This window comes from Burkholderia sp. MSMB1826 (assembly GCF_001526325.1).
Classification (GTDB): Bacteria; Pseudomonadota; Gammaproteobacteria; order Burkholderiales; family Burkholderiaceae; genus Burkholderia.
In genome coordinates this window covers 1-18421 of the sequence record NZ_LOYN01000055.1, presented here as the reverse complement: position 1 = coordinate 18421, position 18421 = coordinate 1, and the positions used below count along the sequence as shown (strand labels likewise).

Genomic DNA, 18421 nt, shown 5'->3' with positions numbered 1-18421 from the left:
GAAATACCAACTAAGTCAACGGCTTGCGTGATGCGCCGACCGACCGCGCGGTTGACAGAAAGGGGCGGAACACCTGTGTCAGGCCGATTCGACGACGTCGATGATCTCGTCGCCGAAGCGTTCGAGCTTGCGCACGCCCATGCCGGGGATGTGGCGAAGATCCTCGATCGTCTCCGGCGCATTGCGCGCGATTTCGGCGAGCGTCGCGTCATGGAAAATCACGTAGGCCGGCACGCCGTCGGCCTTCGCGGTTTCCGCGCGCCATGCACGCAGCGCATCCCACCGTGCGCGCTCGCGAGCGCCCATGCCAGCCGTCGGATCGACGCGCGTGGCGCTTCGGCTCGACGACTGACGGGTGCGTTGCGGCTTCACATAGCGGCGCAGCGTGACCTTTTCCTCGTTCTTCAGCACGGGCTTCGCGGCCTCGGTGAGCATCAGCGCGCCGAAGCCGCCATGGTCGACGGCCAGGTAGCCGTATGCGACCAACTGCCGGAAAATCGCGCGCCACTCGGGCTCGGACAGCGCCGCGCCGATGCCGAACGTGCTGAGCTGATCGTGGCCGCGCTGCAACACCTTCTCGGTGCGCCCGCCGCGCAGGATCTCGATCAGATGGCTCGAGCCGAAGTTGAAGCCGCTCGCGCGCTGCGCGCGGAACACGCACGACAGCGCCATCTGCGCCTCGCGCGTCGCGTCCCACGACGCGGGCGGCTCGAGGCACGTGTCGCAGTTGCCGCACGGCTGGCTCGCCTCGCCGAAGTAGTTCAGCAGCCGCACGCGGCGACACGAGATCGTCTCGCACAAGCCGAGCAGCGCATCGAGCTTCGACGTCTGCACGCGCTTGTGCGCATCGTCCGCATCGGACTCGTCGATCATCTTGCGCTGCTGGACGACGTCGCCGAGGCCATACGCCATCCACGCGTTCGCCGGCAGCCCGTCGCGGCCCGCGCGGCCGGTTTCCTGGTAGTAGCCTTCGACGCTCTTCGGCAAGTCGAGATGCGCGACGAAACGCACGTCGGGCTTGTCGATGCCCATGCCGAACGCGATCGTCGCGCACATCACGATGCCTTCCTCGCGCTGGAACATTTCCTGGTGCTTCTGCCGCACCTCGAACTCCATGCCCGCGTGATACGGCAGCGCGCGCACGCCCTGCGCCTTCAGCCATTCGGCCGTTTCCTCGACCTTGCGGCGCGACAGGCAATAGACGACACCCGCGTCCGTCGTGCCGTCGGCATTCGTGTGCTCGGCGCGAATGAAATCGAGCAGCTGCGCGCGCGCGTTGTCCTTTTCGACGATCCGGTAGCGGATGTTCGGCCGGTCGAAGCTCGACACGAACACGCGTGCGTCGTCGAGCGCGAGACGATGGATGATCTCGTCGCGCGTGATCGCATCGGCCGTGGCGGTGAGCGCGATGCGCGGCACCGACGGGAAGCGCTCGTGCAGCACCGACAGCTGGATGTATTCCGGGCGGAAATCGTGCCCCCATTGCGACACGCAGTGCGCTTCGTCGATCGCGAACAGGCCGATCTTCGCGCGCTCGAGCAGCTCGAGGAAACGCCCCGTCATCAACCGCTCCGGCGCGACGTACAGCAGGTCGATTTCGCCCTCGCGCAGCGCGCGCTCGGTGGCCGCCGCCTCGGCGCCCGACAGCGTCGAATTCAGATAGGCCGCGCGCACGCCGACTTCGCTCAACGCGGCGACCTGGTCCTGCATCAGCGCGATCAGCGGCGACACGACGATGCCGGCGCCCTGCCCGGCCTCGCGGCGCAGCAGCGCGGGAATCTGGTAGCACAGCGACTTGCCGCCGCCGGTCGGCATCAGCACGAGACAATCGCCGCCGCCGGCGACGTGCTCGACGATCTCGCCCTGCTGGCCGCGAAAGGCGGAATAACCAAAGACTTCGTCGAGTATTTCGAGGGCGCGGGACATGAATGAGAGCAGGGACGGCTAAGCGATGACCGCAATTTTAACAACCCGCTCGCGCGACGCGGGGCGAATCGCGCGATGTTGGCCGTTCGGTCAGGGTTCGTTCGCGTGCATCACGGGCCTGCCGCGCCCGTACCGGACGCGATCGCGACGCATGCGCCGGCGCTGTGCCGGCCCGTGATGCACGTGAACGAAGGATGAAAAAAAACCGCCCGGCAAAACCGGGCGGTTTCGGTGACAGCGATGACAGCAAGGCAAGGCGGCTTGCGCCCCCCGCCCTTACTCGGCTGCCGGGTGTTGCGGCTCTTCCGCCGGCGCGCTCGGCGTGCCGAAGTCGAATGCCTCTTCCGCTGCGATCTGGTCGAAACGCTCGCGATCCGACGATTCCTTCGCCTTGCGTGCCTTGTGGAACGCGAGACCCGTACCGGCCGGAATCAGACGGCCGACGATCACGTTTTCCTTCAGGCCGCGCAGATCGTCGCGCTTGCCCATGATCGCCGCTTCGGTCAGCACGCGGGTCGTTTCCTGGAACGATGCCGCGGAGATGAACGAGTCGGTCGACAGCGACGCCTTCGTGATACCGAGCAGCACGTTGTCGTACGAAGCCGGACGCTTGCCCTCGGCGATCATGCGATCGTTCTCGTCCAGCATGTCGGAACGCTCGACCTGTTCGCCCGGGATGAAGCGCGTATCGCCGTTGTCGGTGATCTGCACACGACGCAGCATCTGGCGAACGATCACCTCGATGTGCTTGTCGTTGATCTTCACGCCCTGCAGACGGTACACGTCCTGCACTTCGTCGACGATGTAGCGCGACAGCGCTTCGATACCCTGCAGGCGCAGGATGTCGTGCGGATCGGCCGGACCGTCCACGATCATTTCGCCCTTGTTGACGACCTGGGCATCGTGAACCAGAACCTGCTTTTCCTTCGCGATCAGGAACTCGTGCTGGTTGCCTTCGAGATCCGTGATGACGAGACGCTGCTTGCCCTTCGTGTCCTTACCGAACGACGTCGTACCGGTGACTTCCGCGAGAATGCCGGCATCCTTCGGCGAACGCGCTTCGAACAGCTCCGCCACTCGCGGCAGACCGCCGGTAATGTCACGCGTCTTCTGCGCTTCGGTCGGGATACGTGCGAGCACTTCACCGACCTGCACCTGCTGGCCGTCCTTCACGGTGATCAGTGCGCCGACCTGGAAGCCGATCTGCACCGCGTGCTCCGTGCCCGGAATCTTCACTTCTTCGCCGTTCGCGTCGAGCAGCTTCACCTGCGGACGCACGCTCTTCGAAGCCTGCGAACCGCGGCGCTTCACGTCGATCACGACCAGCGTCGACAGGCCGGTCACGTCGTCGATCTGCTTCGCGACGGTCACGCCTTCCTCGACGTTCTCGAACTTCACCGTACCACCGTACTCGGTGATGATCGGACGCGTCAGCGGATCCCACGTGGCGAGCTGCGTGCCGGCCTTGATGGTCGCGCCGTCGAGCTGCAGCAGCGTCGCGCCGTACGGCACTTTGTGACGCTCGCGCTCGCGACCGAAGTCGTCGGTGATCATCGCTTCGCCCGAACGGGAAATGACAATCTGCTCGCCCTTCGCGTTCGTGACGTAGCGCATCGTCGCCGTGAAGCGGACGATACCGTTGCTCTTCGCTTCGACCGACGAAGCCACTGCCGCACGCGATGCCGCACCACCGATGTGGAACGTACGCATCGTCAGCTGCGTGCCCGGTTCGCCGATCGACTGTGCCGCGATCACGCCGACTGCTTCGCCGACGTTCACCAGCGAGCCGCGGCCGAGGTCGCGGCCGTAGCAGGATGCGCACAGGCCGTAACGCGTTTCGCAGGTCAGCGGCGTGCGCACGCGCACTTCGTCGATGCCGAGGCGTTCGATTTCCTCGACTGCCGTTTCGTCGAGCAGCGTGCCCGATTCGTACAGCGTTTCCTGCGTTTCCGGATTCACGACGTCCGCAACCGCGACGCGGCCGAGAATACGGTCGCGCAGCGCTTCGACGACTTCACCGCCTTCGACGAGTGCCTTCATCGCCACGCCGTTCGACGTGCCGCAATCGTCTTCCACCACGACCAGATCCTGCGTGACGTCGACGAGACGACGCGTCAGGTAACCCGAGTTCGCGGTCTTCAGTGCCGTATCAGCCAGACCCTTACGTGCACCGTGGGTCGAGATGAAGTACTGCAGCACGTTCAGACCTTCGCGGAAGTTCGCGGTAATCGGCGTCTCGATAATCGAGCCGTCCGGCTTCGCCATCAGGCCGCGCATACCGGCCAGCTGACGAATCTGAACCGCCGAACCCCGGGCGCCCGAGTCGGCCATCATGTAGATTGAGTTGAACGACTCCTGGCGCGTCTCGTTGCCGTCGCGGTCCGTCACCGGCTCCGTCGACAGCTGCTCCATCATCGCCTTGCCGACCGCTTCCGACGTTGCCGACCAGATGTCGACCACGTTGTTGTAGCGTTCCTGCGCGGTGACGAGACCCGACATGTACTGGCGGTCGTACTCCTTCACCTTCTTCGCGGCGTCGCCGACGATCGTTTCCTTCTGCGGCGGCACGAGCATGTCGTCCACGCAGATCGAGATGCCGGCGCGCGTCGCGAGACGGAAACCCGACTGCATCAGCTGATCGGCGAACACGACCGTCGCACGCAGACCGCACTTGCGGAACGCCGTGTTGATCAGGCGCGAGATTTCCTTCTTCTTCAGCGGCTTGTTCAGCACCGAGAACGGCAGGCCGTGCGGCAGGATCTCCGACAGGATCGCGCGACCGACGGTCGTCGCGTACAGCGTGATCTTCGGCACGAACTCCGGCGCGCCTTCCGACGTGTCCTCGTTGCGGACCATTTCGGTGATCCGGACGTTGACGCGCGAGGCCAGCTCGACTTCCTTGTTCTCGTACGCGCGGATGACTTCCGACACGCCCGTGAACGACAGGCCTTCGCCCTTGCCGTTGATCGCTTCGCGGGTCGCGTAGTACAGACCCAGCACGATATCCTGCGACGGCACGATCGACGGATCGCCGTTGGCCGGGAACAGCACGTTGTTCGACGCGAGCATCAGCGTGCGCGCTTCCATCTGCGCTTCGAGCGACAGCGGCACGTGAACGGCCATCTGGTCACCGTCGAAGTCGGCGTTGAACGCCGCGCAGACGAGCGGGTGCAGCTGGATTGCCTTGCCTTCGATCAGCACCGGCTCGAACGCCTGGATACCGAGACGGTGCAGCGTCGGCGCACGGTTCAGCATCACCGGGTGCTCGCGGATCACCTCTTCGAGGATGTCCCACACCACCGGCGTCTGGTTCTCGACTTCCTTCTTCGCAGCCTTGATGGTCGTCGCGACGCCCATCACTTCCAGCTTGTTGAAGATGAACGGCTTGAACAGTTCGAGCGCCATCAGCTTCGGCAGACCGCACTGGTGCAACTTCAGCGTCGGGCCGACCACGATGACCGAACGGCCCGAGTAGTCGACGCGCTTGCCCAGCAGGTTCTGACGGAAACGGCCGCCCTTGCCCTTGATCATGTCGGCGAGCGACTTCAGCGGACGCTTGTTCGCGCCCGTCATCGCCTTGCCGCGACGACCGTTGTCGAGCAGCGAGTCGACGGCTTCCTGCAGCATCCGCTTTTCGTTGCGGACGATGATTTCAGGTGCCTTCAGCTCGAGCAGGCGCTTCAACCGGTTGTTACGGTTGATCACGCGGCGATACAGGTCGTTCAGGTCCGACGTCGCGAAACGGCCGCCGTCCAGCGGCACGAGCGGACGCAGTTCCGGCGGCAGCACCGGCAGCACTTCGAGGATCATCCACTCGGGCTTGATGCCCGAGCGCTGGAATGCCTCGAGGACCTTCAGGCGCTTCGCGTACTTCTTGATCTTCGCTTCCGAGCCGGTGTTCTTCAGCTCGGTGCGCAGCGTCTCGACCTGCTCGTCGATGTTGATCGCGCGCAGCAGTTCACGCACGCCTTCCGCGCCCATCTCGGCACGGAATTCGTCGCCGTATTCCTCGACCTTGTTGTAGTAATCCTCTTCGGTCATGATCTGCCGCGCCTTCAGCGGCGTCATGCCCGGTTCGATCACCACGTACGCTTCGAAGTACAGCACGCGCTCGATGTCGCGCAGCGTCATGTCGAGCACCATGCCCAGACGCGACGGCAGCGACTTCAGGAACCAGATGTGCGCGACCGGCGAGGCCAGCTCGATGTGGCCCATCCGTTCGCGACGCACCTTCGCCAGCGTCACTTCGACGCCGCACTTCTCGCAGATCACGCCGCGGTGCTTCAGGCGCTTGTACTTGCCGCACAGGCACTCGTAGTCCTTGATCGGCCCGAAGATCTTCGCGCAGAACAGACCATCGCGTTCCGGCTTGAACGTACGGTAGTTGATGGTCTCCGGCTTCTTCACTTCGCCGAACGACCACGAACGGATCTTGTCGGGCGAGGCCAGACCGATCTTGATCGCGTCGAAAACTTCTTCCTGTTGGACTTGCTTGAATAGATCGAGCAGAGCTTTCATTGCTTTCTCTCCGTAGTCCGATTAATTGCGGTCGAGATCGATATCGATACCGAGCGAGCGGATTTCCTTCACGAGCACGTTGAAGGATTCCGGCATGCCTGCATCGATCACGTGATCGCCCTTGACGAGGTTTTCGTACACCTTCGTCCGGCCGGTCACGTCGTCCGACTTCACCGTCAGCATTTCCTGCAGCACGTAGGACGCGCCGTACGCTTCGAGTGCCCACACTTCCATTTCACCGAAACGCTGGCCGCCGAACTGCGCCTTACCACCCAGCGGCTGCTGCGTGACGAGCGAGTACGGGCCGGTCGAACGCGCGTGCATCTTGTCGTCGACCAGGTGGTGCAGCTTCAGGTAGTGCATGTAGCCGAGCGTCACGCGACGTTCGAACATTTCACCCGTGCGGCCGTCGTACAGGCGGACCTGGTTCTTCGACGGGTTCATGCCGAGCTGTTCGGCGATGTCGTCCGGGAACGCGAGGTCGAGCATCTTGCCCATTTCTTCCTCGGTCGCACCGTCGAACACCGGCGTCGCGAACGGCACGCCTTCGCGCAGGTTCTTCGCGAGTTCGAGGATCTCGTCGTCGGTGAAGCTTTCCAGATCTTCCTGGCGGCCCGACTCGTTGTAGATCTTCGTCAGGAACGCGCGCAGTTCCTCGATCTTCGCCTGACGCTGCAGCATTTCGCCGATACGCCAGCCGAGGCCCTTCGCGGCCCAGCCGAGGTGCACTTCCAGAACCTGACCCACGTTCATCCGCGACGGAACGCCGAGCGGGTTCAGCACGACGTCTGCCGGACGGCCGTCGGCCATGTACGGCATGTCTTCGATCGGGACGATCTTCGACACGACACCCTTGTTACCGTGGCGGCCTGCCATCTTGTCGCCAGGCTGCAGACGGCGCTTCACCGCCAGGTACACCTTGACCATCTTCAGCACGCCCGGCGGCAGTTCGTCGCCTTGCGTGAGCTTCTTGCGCTTCTCTTCGAACGCGAGGTCGAACTGGTGACGCTTTTCCTCGATCGAGTTCTTGATCGCTTCGAGCTGCGCCGCTGCTTCGTCGTCCGCCAGGCGGATGTCGAACCAGTGGTAATGGTCGAGGTCTTCCAGGTAAGCCTGGTCGATCTTCGTGCCCTTCGCGAGCTTCTTCGGACCGCCGTTCGCGACCTTGCCCACGAGCATGCGGGCGAGACGCTGGAACGCGTCGCCTTCCACGATGCGCAGCTGGTCGTTCAGGTCGAGGCGGTAACGCTTCAGTTCATCGTCGATGATCTGTTGCGCACGCTTGTCGCGCTGGATGCCTTCGCGCGTGAACACCTGGACGTCGATCACGGTACCGCTCATGCCCGACGGCACGCGCAGCGACGTGTCCTTCACGTCCGACGCCTTCTCGCCGAAGATCGCGCGCAGCAGCTTCTCTTCCGGCGTCAGCTGGGTCTCGCCCTTCGGCGTGACCTTGCCGACCAGCACGTCGCCCGCTTCGACTTCGGCACCGATGTACACGATGCCCGATTCGTCGAGACGGCCGAGCTGGACTTCCGCCAGGTTCGAGATGTCGCGCGTGATTTCTTCCGGCCCGAGCTTCGTGTCACGTGCAACGACGTTCAGCTCTTCGATGTGGATCGACGTGTAGCGATCGTCGGCCACGACCTTCTCCGAGATCAGGATCGAATCCTCGAAGTTGTAGCCGTTCCACGGCATGAACGCGATCAGCATGTTCTGGCCGAGCGCGAGCTCGCCCAAGTCCGTCGAGGCGCCGTCGGCCAGCACGTCGCCGCGCGAGACCTTGTCGCCCATCTTCACGATCGGACGCTGGTTGATGTTCGTGTTCTGGTTCGAACGCGTGTACTTGATCAGGTTGTAGATGTCGACACCGACTTCACCCGCGACCGCTTCGTCGTCGTTCACGCGAATCACGATACGGCCTGCGTCGACGTAATCGACCACACCGCCGCGGAACGCCTGGACCGTCGTGCCCGAGTCGACCGCGCAGGTGCGCTCGATGCCCGTCCCGACGACCGGCTTTTCCGGACGCAGACACGGCACGGCCTGACGCTGCATGTTCGAACCCATCAGTGCACGGTTCGCGTCGTCGTGCTCGAGGAACGGGATCAGCGACGCTGCGACCGACACGATCTGCGACGGCGCGACGTCCATGTACTGGATACGGTCCGGCGTGACCATCATCGTTTCGCCGGCTTCACGCGACGACACGAGTTCGTCGATCAGTCGGCCGTCTTCGTCGATCGCGGCGTTCGCCTGCGCGATCATGTAACGGCCTTCCTCGATCGCCGACAGGTAGTCGATCTGGTCGGTCACCTTGCCGTCCACGACCTTGCGGTACGGCGTCTCGAGGAAGCCGTACTCGTTCAGGTGCGCGTACAGCGCGAGCGAGTTGATCAGACCGATGTTCGGACCTTCCGGCGTTTCGATCGGGCACACGCGGCCGTAGTGGGTCGGGTGCACGTCGCGCACTTCGAAGCCTGCGCGCTCGCGCGTCAGACCGCCCGGGCCCAGTGCGGAAACACGGCGCTTGTGCGTGATTTCCGACAGCGGGTTGGTCTGGTCCATGAACTGCGACAGCTGCGACGAACCGAAGAACTCGCGGATCGCCGACGAAATCGGCTTCGAGTTGATCAGGTCGTGCGGCATCAGGTTTTCGCTTTCGGCCTGGCCGAGGCGCTCCTTGACCGCGCGCTCGACACGCACGAGGCCCGCGCGGAACTGGTTTTCCGCCAGTTCGCCGACGCAACGCACGCGACGGTTGCCGAGGTGGTCGATATCGTCCACTTCGCCCTTGCCGTTGCGCAGCTCGACGAGGATCTTGATCGTCGCGAGGATGTCGTCGTCCTGCAGCGTCATCGGGCCGACGATCTCGTCACGGCCGACGCGGCGGTTGAACTTCATGCGGCCGACCTTCGACAGGTCGTACGCTTCTTCGCTGTAGAACAGACGGTTGAACAGGGCCTCGACCGCTTCTTCGGTCGGCGGCTCGCCCGGGCGCATCATGCGGTAGATCGCGATGCGCGCGGCCGTCTTGTCGGTCGTTTCGTCGACACGCAGCGTCGACGAGATGTACGGACCTTGATCCAGATCGTTCGTGTAGAGCGTCTGGATGTCCTTGATACCCGCTTCGCGCAGCTTCTCGAGCACGCTTTCCGTGACTTCGTCGTTCGCGCTCGCGATCACTTCGCCGGTGTCGCCGTCGACGACGTTCTTCGCCAGCACGCGGCCGAGCAGATAGTCTTCCGGCACCGAGATGAACTTGGTCTTCGCGGCTTCGAGGTCGCGAATGTGCTTCGCGTTGATCCGCTTGTCCTTCTGGACGATGACCTTGCCGTCGCGATCCGTGATGTCGAAACGCGCGACTTCGCCACGCAGGCGCTCGGGCACGAACTCGAGTTGCGCGCCTTCGTCCATCAGCGTGAAGTTGTCGAACACGAAGAAGTTCGCGAGGATCTGTTCCGGCGTGAGACCGATGGCCTTCAGCAGGATCGTGACCGGCATCTTGCGGCGACGGTCGACGCGGAAGTACAGGATGTCCTTCGGATCGAATTCGAAGTCGAGCCACGAGCCGCGGTACGGAATGATCCGTGCCGAGAACAGCAGCTTGCCCGAGCTGTGCGTCTTGCCCTTGTCGTGTTCGAAGAACACGCCCGGCGAACGGTGCAGCTGCGAGACGATGACACGCTCGGTGCCGTTGATGACGAACGAGCCCGTCGGCGTCATGAGCGGAATTTCGCCCATGTACACTTCCTGCTCCTTCACTTCCTTGACGACCGGCTTGTTCGGCGATTCCTTGTCGAGGATGACGAGGCGGACCTTCGCGCGCAGCGCGGAGCAGTACGTCAGGCCACGCTGCTGGCATTCCTTGATGTTGAATGCCGGCGAGGACAGCGCATAGCTCACGAACTCGAGGCGCGCGAAACCGTTGTGCGAAACAATGGGAAATACCGATGTGAACGCGGCCTGCAAACCTTCAGGCTTGCGTTGCGTCGCCGGCACATCGGCTTGCAGAAACGTGCTGAATGATTCAAGCTGAGTAGCCAGCAAGAACGGAACTTGGTGAACGATGGGGCGCTTCGCGAAACTCTTGCGAATGCGCTTCTTCTCGGTGAAGGAATATTGCATACGATCTCCGAATCACGGCGGGTGCTATCGAGGCGGAATACCTGGACGTTTCAAACCCGAGTGTTCACCGACTGAGACCCGATGGCCGTTCGACGGCTTGAACGAGCCGAGAAGCTTGGTGGTTGGCCGCTACCAACCGCTGGCTGACGGCAGCGGATGCCTGTGTTGCCCGCTACCCGACCAAACTTGCCTTCTGCAGTCGCTTCAGAAGACAAAGAGAACCGCCAATCGTGCGTGATGCATCACAACGATCAGGCGGTTTTCTTTGGCTTCTGGGGCCGATTATTCGGGCTCCCGAATGAGTGCCAGAATAACGTCCCCACAAAGCACAAAAAGGCCGGCGGTGAAAATACCGCCAGCCTTCGCACAGCGCGCCGAAACTTACTTGACTTCGACCTTCGCGCCAGCTTCTTCCAGCTTCTTCTTGGCTTCTTCAGCAGCAGCCTTGTCGACGCCTTCCTTGATGGGCTTCGGTGCACCGTCAACCAGGTCCTTCGCTTCCTTCAGGCCCAGGCCCGTCAGTTCGCGAACGGCCTTGATGACCGAAACCTTGTTGGCGCCGGCTTCAGCCAGGACGACCGTGAATTCGGTCTTCTCTTCTGCTGCAGCAGCTGCGCCGCCGCCTGCCGGGCCAGCGACTGCCACTGCAGCTGCCGACACGCCAAACTTCTCTTCGAACGCCTTGACCAGTTCGTTCAGTTCCAGAACGGTCATCCCTTCGACTGCTGCCAGGATGTCTTCTTTTGCGATTGCCATTTGAAATACTCCTAAATTGAATTCGGATACAGCCAGCGATCAGTGACGCTGATGCACGCTCGATTACGCAGCTTCCGCTTGCTTCTTCTCGGCCAGCGCGGCCAGAGCACGCGCGAAGCCCGAAACAGGCGCTTGCATAACGAACAGCAGCTTCGAGAGCAGTTCTTCACGGCTCGGGATGCTTGCCAGCGCTTGCACGCCAGCCTTGTCCATCACCTTGCCATCGAACGAACCAGCCTTGATGACCAACTTGTCATTGCTCTTGCTGAAGTCGTTGACGACCTTAGCAGCGGCAATTGCATCTTCCGAGATGCCGTAGATCAGCGGACCAGTCATCTGCTCTGCCAGCGGAGCAAACGGCGTACCTTCAACGGCGCGACGCGCCAGCGTGTTCTTCAACACGCGCAGGTACACCTGCTTCTCACGCGCTTGCGCGCGCAGCTTGGTCAGATCGCCAACCGCAATTCCACGATACTCAGCCAGCACAACGGTCTGGGCCTTCGCGACTTGCGCGGAAACCTCAGCGACGACGGCTTGCTTGTCTTCTCTATTAAGCGGCACGGTTAGCCTCCAGAAACGATACGTTGGGCGCGACCGGCATGGTCGAAACCTCACGTACCTCGTTCAACAACGGCGTCCGACCTCGTTAGGAGTATTTCCACCTCACGCCGCGAATCGCTTCGCGGCCTGCGGCTTCACCACTGCAAAACTTTTTCGGGTTCGCCATCTGCGTTGGCTTGAATTAAGGGATCACCTGACTGCTGCGCCCCACCAACGGTCTTTGATAACCGGTTGTCCGCCCTGCTGCACGAACAACCGCCCAAAGCCCATGTGGGCCGCTTCGCGAACGAAGCGGCCCGAATACTTGCTTACTGTGCTGCCAGCGTAGCCTGGTCGACACGCACGCCGACGCCCATCGTGCTCGACAGTGCGATCTTGCGCAGGTACACGCCCTTGCTCGTTGCCGGCTTTGCCTTCTGCAGCGCGTCGATCAGCGCCGACAGGTTCGAACGCAGTGCGGTCGGCTCGAACGATGCACGGCCGATGGTCGCGTGGATGATACCGGCCTTGTCGACACGGAATTGCACCTGACCAGCCTTCGCGTTCTTGACGGCGGTTGCGACGTCCGGCGTGACCGTACCGACCTTCGGGTTCGGCATCAGGCCGCGCGGGCCGAGGATCTGGCCGAGCGTACCGACGATACGCATCGTGTCCGGCGAAGCGATCACGATGTCGAAGTCCATCTGGCCAGCCTTGATCTGCTCTGCCAGGTCTTCCATACCGACGATTTCCGCGCCTGCTGCACGGGCCTGCTCGGCCTTCTCGCCTTGCGCGAACACGGCAACGCGAACCGACTTGCCCGTACCTGCCGGCAGAACGACCGAACCACGAACGACTTGGTCCGACTTTTTCGCATCGATGCCGAGCTGGACTGCGACGTCGATCGACTCGTCGAACTTCGCGCTCGCGCATTCCTTCACGAGGCTCAGTGCGTCTTCGATCGCGTACAGCTTCTGACGGTCGACCTTGGCGGCAAATGCCTGACGGCGCTTGGAGATCTTAGCCATTTACACGCCCTCCACAGTGATACCCATCGAGCGTGCGCTACCAGCGATGGTGCGAACGGCTGCGTCCAGGTCAGCTGCCGTAAGGTCCGGCATCTTGGTCTTCGCGATTTCTTCGGCTTGAGCGCGCGTGATCGAACCGACCTTGTCGGTGTGCGGCTTGCTCGAACCCTTGTCCACCTTCGCCGCCTTCTTGATCAGGACGGTCGCCGGCGGCGTCTTCATCACGAACGTGAAGCTCTTGTCCGCGAATGCCGTGATGACCACCGGCACCGGCAGACCCGGCTCCATACCTTGAGTCTGCGCGTTGAACGCCTTGCAGAACTCCATGATGTTCAGGCCGCGCTGGCCCAGTGCCGGACCGACCGGCGGCGACGGGTTGGCTTTACCTGCAGGGATCTGCAGCTTGATAAAGCCGATAATCTTCTTTGCCATTTGAAACCTCATTGGAACGCCGGGGAAGGCGTTCGGTGAGTGATAACGCGCTTTCGCCGCTGGCTACTGACGCTCCTCAACGGCCATGACGCGGGCCGTAAGCGCGAAGGTGGGCAGCCTGGGCTGCCCACCGAATCGGGATCAAACTTTTTCGACCTGACCGAACTCGAGTTCGACGGGGGTGGAGCGGCCAAAAATGGTGACCGACACACGCACGCGCGATTTCTCGTAGTTGACTTCTTCGACGGTGCCGTTGAAGTCCGTGAACGGGCCTTCCTTGACGCGCACCATCTCGCCGACTTCGAATAGGGTCTTCGGGCGCGGTTTTTCGACGCCTTCCTGCATCTGCGACATGATCTTCTCGACTTCCTTCGGGGAAATCGGGGTCGGGCGGTTACGTGCCCCACCGACGAAACCGGTGACCTTCGCGGTGTTCTTCACGAGGTGCCACGTTTCGTCCGTCATTTCCATTTCCACCAGCACGTAGCCAGGGAAGAAACGACGCTCGGTCACAGCCTTGTGACCGCCTTTGACTTCAACCACTTCTTCGGTCGGGACCAGGATCTGACCGAATTTGTCCTGCATACCGGCACGCTCGATGCGCTCTTGAAGCGCACGTTGCACGCTCTTCTCCATACCGGAGTAGGCGTGCACGACGTACCAACGTTTTCCGCTCGGGGATGCCGGAGTATCGCTCATATCATTTCCAACCCAGAATCGCCGAGAAAATCACCCATTCGATCGATTTGTCGCTCAACCAGAGGAAAATCGCCATCACGAGCACGAAACCGAACACGACGAGTGTGGTTTGCGTTGCTTCCTTGCGGGTGGGCCACACGACCTTCCGGACTTCCTTGTACGAATCCTTGGCAAACGCGATGAGACCCTTGCCAGGAGCGGACATGAGCCCGACGGCCACGCCGGCGATGATACCTACCGCCAACGCGGCACCGCGGACATACCACTGCTGATTGGCCAGCCAGAAGAAGCCCACGAATCCGGCCAAGACCAGCAATACGCCCAGGGCCAGCATCAGCTTATCGCCGGAGGTATTTACAGTTTCGACGGATGGATTCGCCATAACACCTTAAAACAAATGCCACGTAGGACACGTGGCGATTTTTGGCAGGGGCAGAGGGAATCGAACCCCCAACCTTCGGTTTTGGAGACCGACGCTCTGCCAGTTGAGCTATACCCCTAAACCATGCTGGGGCTGGCTGCTGCCAGCCCCAAAACTGTCGATCAACGAATAACTGGCTTACTCGATGATCTTGGCGACGACGCCGGCGCCGACCGTACGGCCGCCTTCGCGGATTGCGAAGCGCAGACCTTCTTCCATCGCGATCGGAGCGATCAGCTTCACCGTGATCGACACGTTGTCGCCCGGCATCACCATTTCCTTGTCCTTCGGCAGCTCGATCGAGCCCGTCACGTCCGTCGTACGGAAGTAGAACTGCGGACGGTAGTTGTTGAAGAACGGCGTGTGACGGCCGCCTTCGTCCTTGCTCAGCACGTACACTTCAGCCGTGAAGTGCGTGTGCGGCGTGATCGAACCCGGCTTCGCCAGAACCTGGCCACGCTCCACGTCTTCACGCTTCGTGCCGCGCAGCAGGATACCGACGTTGTCGCCTGCCTGACCTTGGTCCAGCAGCTTGCGGAACATTTCAACGCCCGTGCAGGTCGTCTTCACCGTCGGCTTGATACCGACGATTTCGATTTCCTCGCCGACCTTGATGATGCCGCGCTCGACACGACCCGTCACCACCGTACCGCGGCCCGAGATCGAGAACACGTCTTCCACCGGCATCAGGAACGCGCCGTCAACCGCACGCTCCGGCGTCGGGATGTACGTGTCCAGTGCGTCTGCCAGGTTCATGATCGCCACTTCGCCCAGCTCGCCCGTGTCGCCTTCCAGCGCCAGCTTTGCCGAACCCTTCACGATCGGCGTGTCGTCGCCCGGGAAGTCGTACTTCGACAGCAGTTCGCGAACTTCCATCTCGACCAGCTCGAGCAGTTCCGCGTCGTCCACCATGTCGCACTTGTTCAGGAACACGATGATGTACGGAACGCCAACCTGACGTGCCAGCAGGATGTGCTCGCGCGTTTGCGGCATCGGGCCGTCTGCTGCCGAGCAAACCAGGATCGCGCCGTCCATCTGCGCTGCGCCCGTGATCATGTTCTTCACATAGTCAGCGTGGCCCGGGCAGTCGACGTGGGCGTAGTGGCGGTTAGCCGTTTCGTACTCGACGTGCGCCGTGTTGATCGTGATGCCGCGCGCCTTTTCTTCCGGTGCCGCGTCGATCTGGTCGTACGCCTTCGCTTCGCCGCCGAACTTCTTCGTCAGAACCGTCGTGATCGCTGCCGTCAGCGTCGTCTTGCCGTGGTCAACGTGACCAATCGTACCAACGTTCACGTGCGGCTTGGTCCGCTCAAACTTTTCCTTGGCCATTTTCAACTCCCAAAAGGAATTTCACAGGTTGCGCCGCGCGCAAACAAGACACTGACTTTTTACTGCTGGTGCCCATGGGCAGGATCGAACTGCCGACCTCTCCCTTACCAAGGGAGTGCTCTACCACTGAGCCACATGGGCGCTACGCTTCAACTTAGCGGTCTGGAGCGGGTGAAGGGAATCGAACCCTCGTCGTAAGCTTGGAAGGCTTCTGCTCTACCATTGAGCTACACCCGCACGGGCCACTAACGATTCCTTACCGCTCACTGCGCTGATATCTTGGTGGAGGAGGTTGGATTCGAACCAACGTAGGCGTAAGCCAACAGATTTACAGTCTGCCCCCTTTAGCCACTCGGGCACCCCTCCGTAGAGAACTGACGATTATGGGGGTGCATCGCACTCCTGTCAAGCACATCCGGAAGATTATTTTCATTCTCTTCCCGACTTCCGCTTCCCACCGATCCCCGCCCTCGCCCGGCTAAGGCAAGCGCGAGATGTTGCCGATCGGTGCCACATCTTCGTCAGACTCCGTCTTCAACGCCGATCTGCATCTGCGCTAAAAACGAAAGACCGCCATCATACGGCCTCTTTCGCGCAATGCCAAGCGGTACGCACAAAATTTCGGCAAATTTCGTGCCGGGCCGACTCGGCGAGCCTGCGCCGGGGGTTCGCGAGAGATTCGATGGCGATTCCTGCAGGAATCGCCTGCCCGCCTCCGCATATGCCCGCTTGCTCCGGAACGGCATTCCTTTGGGGTCGCAACGGGACATTCCACGGCTTCGGCAGACTCCTGGTGCCGCTCGATACTGATCTGGTGATCCAACAGCAGCGTGGCTCACCGCTGAACTGCGGGACACCGAGGCGCGCTCGGTGCTCGGAGCGGCTCAACGGTCGCGATCGAAGTCCCGGGCGCTTTTGGGGGGTTGGATGGGCGTCGACTAGCGCGCGGCACAACTGATGGACGGAGTGGGATGGCCCAACGACGTCTCGCGGGATGTATCCGGCGGTTCTGCATGCCTCGATGTGATGATGGCCGCTACCTGGTGACGACGAGCTCCCTGTTCCGGCCGCTCCACCCCTTGGTGCCGCATCGAATGTTCCGCTGGTCGGCGCCGCCGCGTATCGTCGTGCAAGTCGCCCAGCGTCGTCGTCGGAGCGACTTACCGCAGCGACTCGTCAGCGTACACGCAACCCGCAACCGCTCGTACAGTGCCCGACTCGTCCAGCTGGGCGCAAATGCCGGCGCTGGGTTCGGCGCCAGTACCCTCGGCCATGCCTCCCACTCCCGAAGACGTCGGAAAGCCGATATGTGGCGCCGGAGCATCGACATCCGACGAGCACTGCCCGGCAATGCTCGAGCTGACCCGGAATCACGGCCGAAACACAGCACACAGTCCCCGCTGCGGGAGGCCCTCCGTTCGGCGATCCGAATACGACACATACAAGCCTCGCTCCAGGCGTCGACGCAAACAGCACGCCCTTCACACCGATGGGAAAAGCGCGAGGCCACGCAGGCGATGCTGCCACGCTCATCAAGAAAATTTACGCATGGCAGGACGGTCCGCAGCTGACCATCGAGAAGAACCGCGCCGACCTTTGATCTTCTTTGGCCCGCGATACGCACACGGCGCGGCCGATCGTCGACTGGGGGCACCTCCTGCCCCGATGATTCAGGCGTGGGTCACGCGCCGATACGTCTATTTAGAGGTGAAATGCGGCGAATAGACTAAAAGTGGCGCTTGATAGCGACATCGTTCGTCTCTTGACGCAGTTCAGTCGCGTGGTTTCATGGGGAACGAACGTTTACCGGCGCCGACATTCTGCCCGTTCTTGCCAACTACGCGCGGGGGGACAGAGCGAGCGCGAGACACATCCCGCTGCCAGACGATAGTCATAGCGTACCGAGGTAGAAGATGGGCCAAATACACCGGCGATCGACGCGCGCCGATCGATTATCGGATGAGGAGAGCTCGCAACATCTCGTTGGCGTCGGTTCCGCGCAAGGGCCGGGCGGTGATTGCCACGGAGAAGTGCCAAGGCGATTTCTCGTTGCGCATCTGATGACCACCCACGCAAACGAGAAGTAAGAGGACCGTGTGTGCAGCAACCCCCATTGCTGGCGTGCAAGCACCCCGAGAGGCGAGGTGCATTTGCGCCAATTTCGTGGAGGTGATTCCGATTTGAGCCGACACCTTCGGTCGACATCCAGCTCCTGCCGCAACGGCGCTTCTCCGCATGTTTTTTTGGGCGCCGAAATGCAAAAACCCCCGCCTGATCGGGCGGGGGTTCTTGGCTTAGGGAGCCTGACGATTACCTACTTTCACACGGGAATCCGCACTATCATCGGCGTGGAGTCGTTTCACGGTCCTGTTCGGGATGGGAAGGGGTGGGACCGACTCGCTATGGTCATCAGGCAAAGAGGGTTGTTGCGTTGCTTCGCAGCGCAACCAATCCGGGAAGAAGCAGTAATTTTGGGTTGTGTGTATCGCACACGAGAATCAACAAGTCCTGTTAAGGCAGACTTGTTATAGGATCAAGCCTTACGGGCAATTAGTATCGGTTAGCTGAACGCATTACTGCGCTTACACACCCGACCTATCAACGTCCTGGTCTCGAACGACCCTTCAAGGGGATCTAGTCCCCA

Annotated in this window: 10 protein-coding genes, 4 tRNA genes and 2 rRNA genes; all 16 read right to left on the bottom strand. The window is 61.9% G+C overall.

Annotated features, from left to right (window positions below; all coding sequences use genetic code 11):
• Positions 1 to 78: 78 nt before the first annotated feature.
• Positions 79 to 1926 (bottom strand): DNA helicase RecQ, encoded by a 1848-nt coding sequence (recQ, locus tag WS95_RS29160; protein ID WP_059780718.1) that lies wholly within the window; start codon positions 1924 to 1926, stop codon positions 79 to 81.
• Positions 1927 to 2202: 276 nt separating this feature from the next.
• Positions 2203 to 6444, bottom strand: coding sequence for a DNA-directed RNA polymerase subunit beta' (rpoC, locus tag WS95_RS29155; protein WP_034209727.1), 4242 nt, complete (start codon positions 6442 to 6444; stop codon positions 2203 to 2205).
• A gap of 21 nt (positions 6445 to 6465) precedes the next feature.
• On the bottom strand, positions 6466 to 10572 hold the full coding sequence (rpoB, locus tag WS95_RS29150) for a DNA-directed RNA polymerase subunit beta (protein ID WP_034209726.1): 4107 nt from the start codon (positions 10570 to 10572) through the stop codon (positions 6466 to 6468).
• Positions 10573 to 10953: 381 nt separating this feature from the next.
• Entirely contained in the window at positions 10954 to 11328 is a 375-nt protein-coding gene (rplL, locus tag WS95_RS29145) for a 50S ribosomal protein L7/L12 (protein ID WP_006482911.1), read from the bottom strand.
• A gap of 63 nt (positions 11329 to 11391) precedes the next feature.
• Positions 11392 to 11889, bottom strand: coding sequence for a 50S ribosomal protein L10 (gene rplJ / locus WS95_RS29140; protein WP_034209725.1), 498 nt, complete (start codon positions 11887 to 11889; stop codon positions 11392 to 11394).
• 308 nt (positions 11890 to 12197) lie between these two features.
• A complete protein-coding gene (gene rplA / locus WS95_RS29135) occupies positions 12198 to 12896 on the bottom strand; it encodes a 50S ribosomal protein L1 (RefSeq protein ID WP_034209724.1) in 699 nt (232 codons plus the stop codon).
• The gene (rplK, locus tag WS95_RS29130; protein WP_006477201.1) at positions 12897 to 13328 is read right to left on the bottom strand and encodes a 50S ribosomal protein L11; all 432 of its coding nucleotides are present in this window, start codon (positions 13326 to 13328) and stop codon (positions 12897 to 12899) included.
• 141 nt (positions 13329 to 13469) lie between these two features.
• On the bottom strand, positions 13470 to 14027 hold the full coding sequence (gene nusG / locus WS95_RS29125; RefSeq protein WP_006400672.1) for a transcription termination/antitermination protein NusG: 558 nt from the start codon (positions 14025 to 14027) through the stop codon (positions 13470 to 13472).
• A gap of 1 nt (position 14028) precedes the next feature.
• A complete protein-coding gene (gene secE / locus WS95_RS29120; RefSeq protein WP_006753590.1) occupies positions 14029 to 14409 on the bottom strand; it encodes a preprotein translocase subunit SecE in 381 nt (126 codons plus the stop codon).
• A 42-nt stretch (positions 14410 to 14451) separates the two neighbouring features.
• Positions 14452 to 14527: transfer RNA gene (locus WS95_RS29115), tRNA-Trp, on the bottom strand.
• A 59-nt stretch (positions 14528 to 14586) separates the two neighbouring features.
• Positions 14587 to 15777 carry an elongation factor Tu gene (gene tuf / locus WS95_RS29110; RefSeq protein WP_034209732.1) on the bottom strand — a complete coding sequence of 397 codons (1191 nt, stop codon included), beginning with the start codon at positions 15775 to 15777 and terminating at the stop codon, positions 14587 to 14589.
• A gap of 66 nt (positions 15778 to 15843) precedes the next feature.
• Positions 15844 to 15918, bottom strand: a tRNA-Thr gene (locus WS95_RS29105).
• Positions 15919 to 15940: 22 nt separating this feature from the next.
• Positions 15941 to 16014: transfer RNA gene (locus WS95_RS29100), tRNA-Gly, on the bottom strand.
• A gap of 43 nt (positions 16015 to 16057) precedes the next feature.
• A tRNA-Tyr gene (locus WS95_RS29095) sits at positions 16058 to 16143 on the bottom strand.
• 1935 nt (positions 16144 to 18078) lie between these two features.
• Positions 18079 to 18191, bottom strand: a 5S ribosomal RNA gene (rrf, locus tag WS95_RS29090).
• Positions 18192 to 18306: 115 nt separating this feature from the next.
• Positions 18307 to 18421: ribosomal RNA gene (locus WS95_RS29085) — 23S ribosomal RNA — on the bottom strand; the annotation flags it as partial.

Coding starts and splice junctions, on each gene's coding strand:
- nusG (WP_006400672.1), bottom strand. CDS start 14,027: ATGAGCGATACTCCGGCATCCCCGAGCGGAAAACGTTGGTACGTCGTG.
- rplL (WP_006482911.1), bottom strand. CDS start 11,328: ATGGCAATCGCAAAAGAAGACATCCTGGCAGCAGTCGAAGGGATGACC.
- secE (WP_006753590.1), bottom strand. CDS start 14,409: ATGGCGAATCCATCCGTCGAAACTGTAAATACCTCCGGCGATAAGCTG.
- rpoB (WP_034209726.1), bottom strand. CDS start 10,572: ATGCAATATTCCTTCACCGAGAAGAAGCGCATTCGCAAGAGTTTCGCG.
- rpoC (WP_034209727.1), bottom strand. CDS start 6,444: ATGAAAGCTCTGCTCGATCTATTCAAGCAAGTCCAACAGGAAGAAGTT.
- rplA (WP_034209724.1), bottom strand. CDS start 12,896: ATGGCTAAGATCTCCAAGCGCCGTCAGGCATTTGCCGCCAAGGTCGAC.
- recQ (WP_059780718.1), bottom strand. CDS start 1,926: ATGTCCCGCGCCCTCGAAATACTCGACGAAGTCTTTGGTTATTCCGCC.
- tuf (WP_034209732.1), bottom strand. CDS start 15,777: ATGGCCAAGGAAAAGTTTGAGCGGACCAAGCCGCACGTGAACGTTGGT.
- rplK (WP_006477201.1), bottom strand. CDS start 13,328: ATGGCAAAGAAGATTATCGGCTTTATCAAGCTGCAGATCCCTGCAGGT.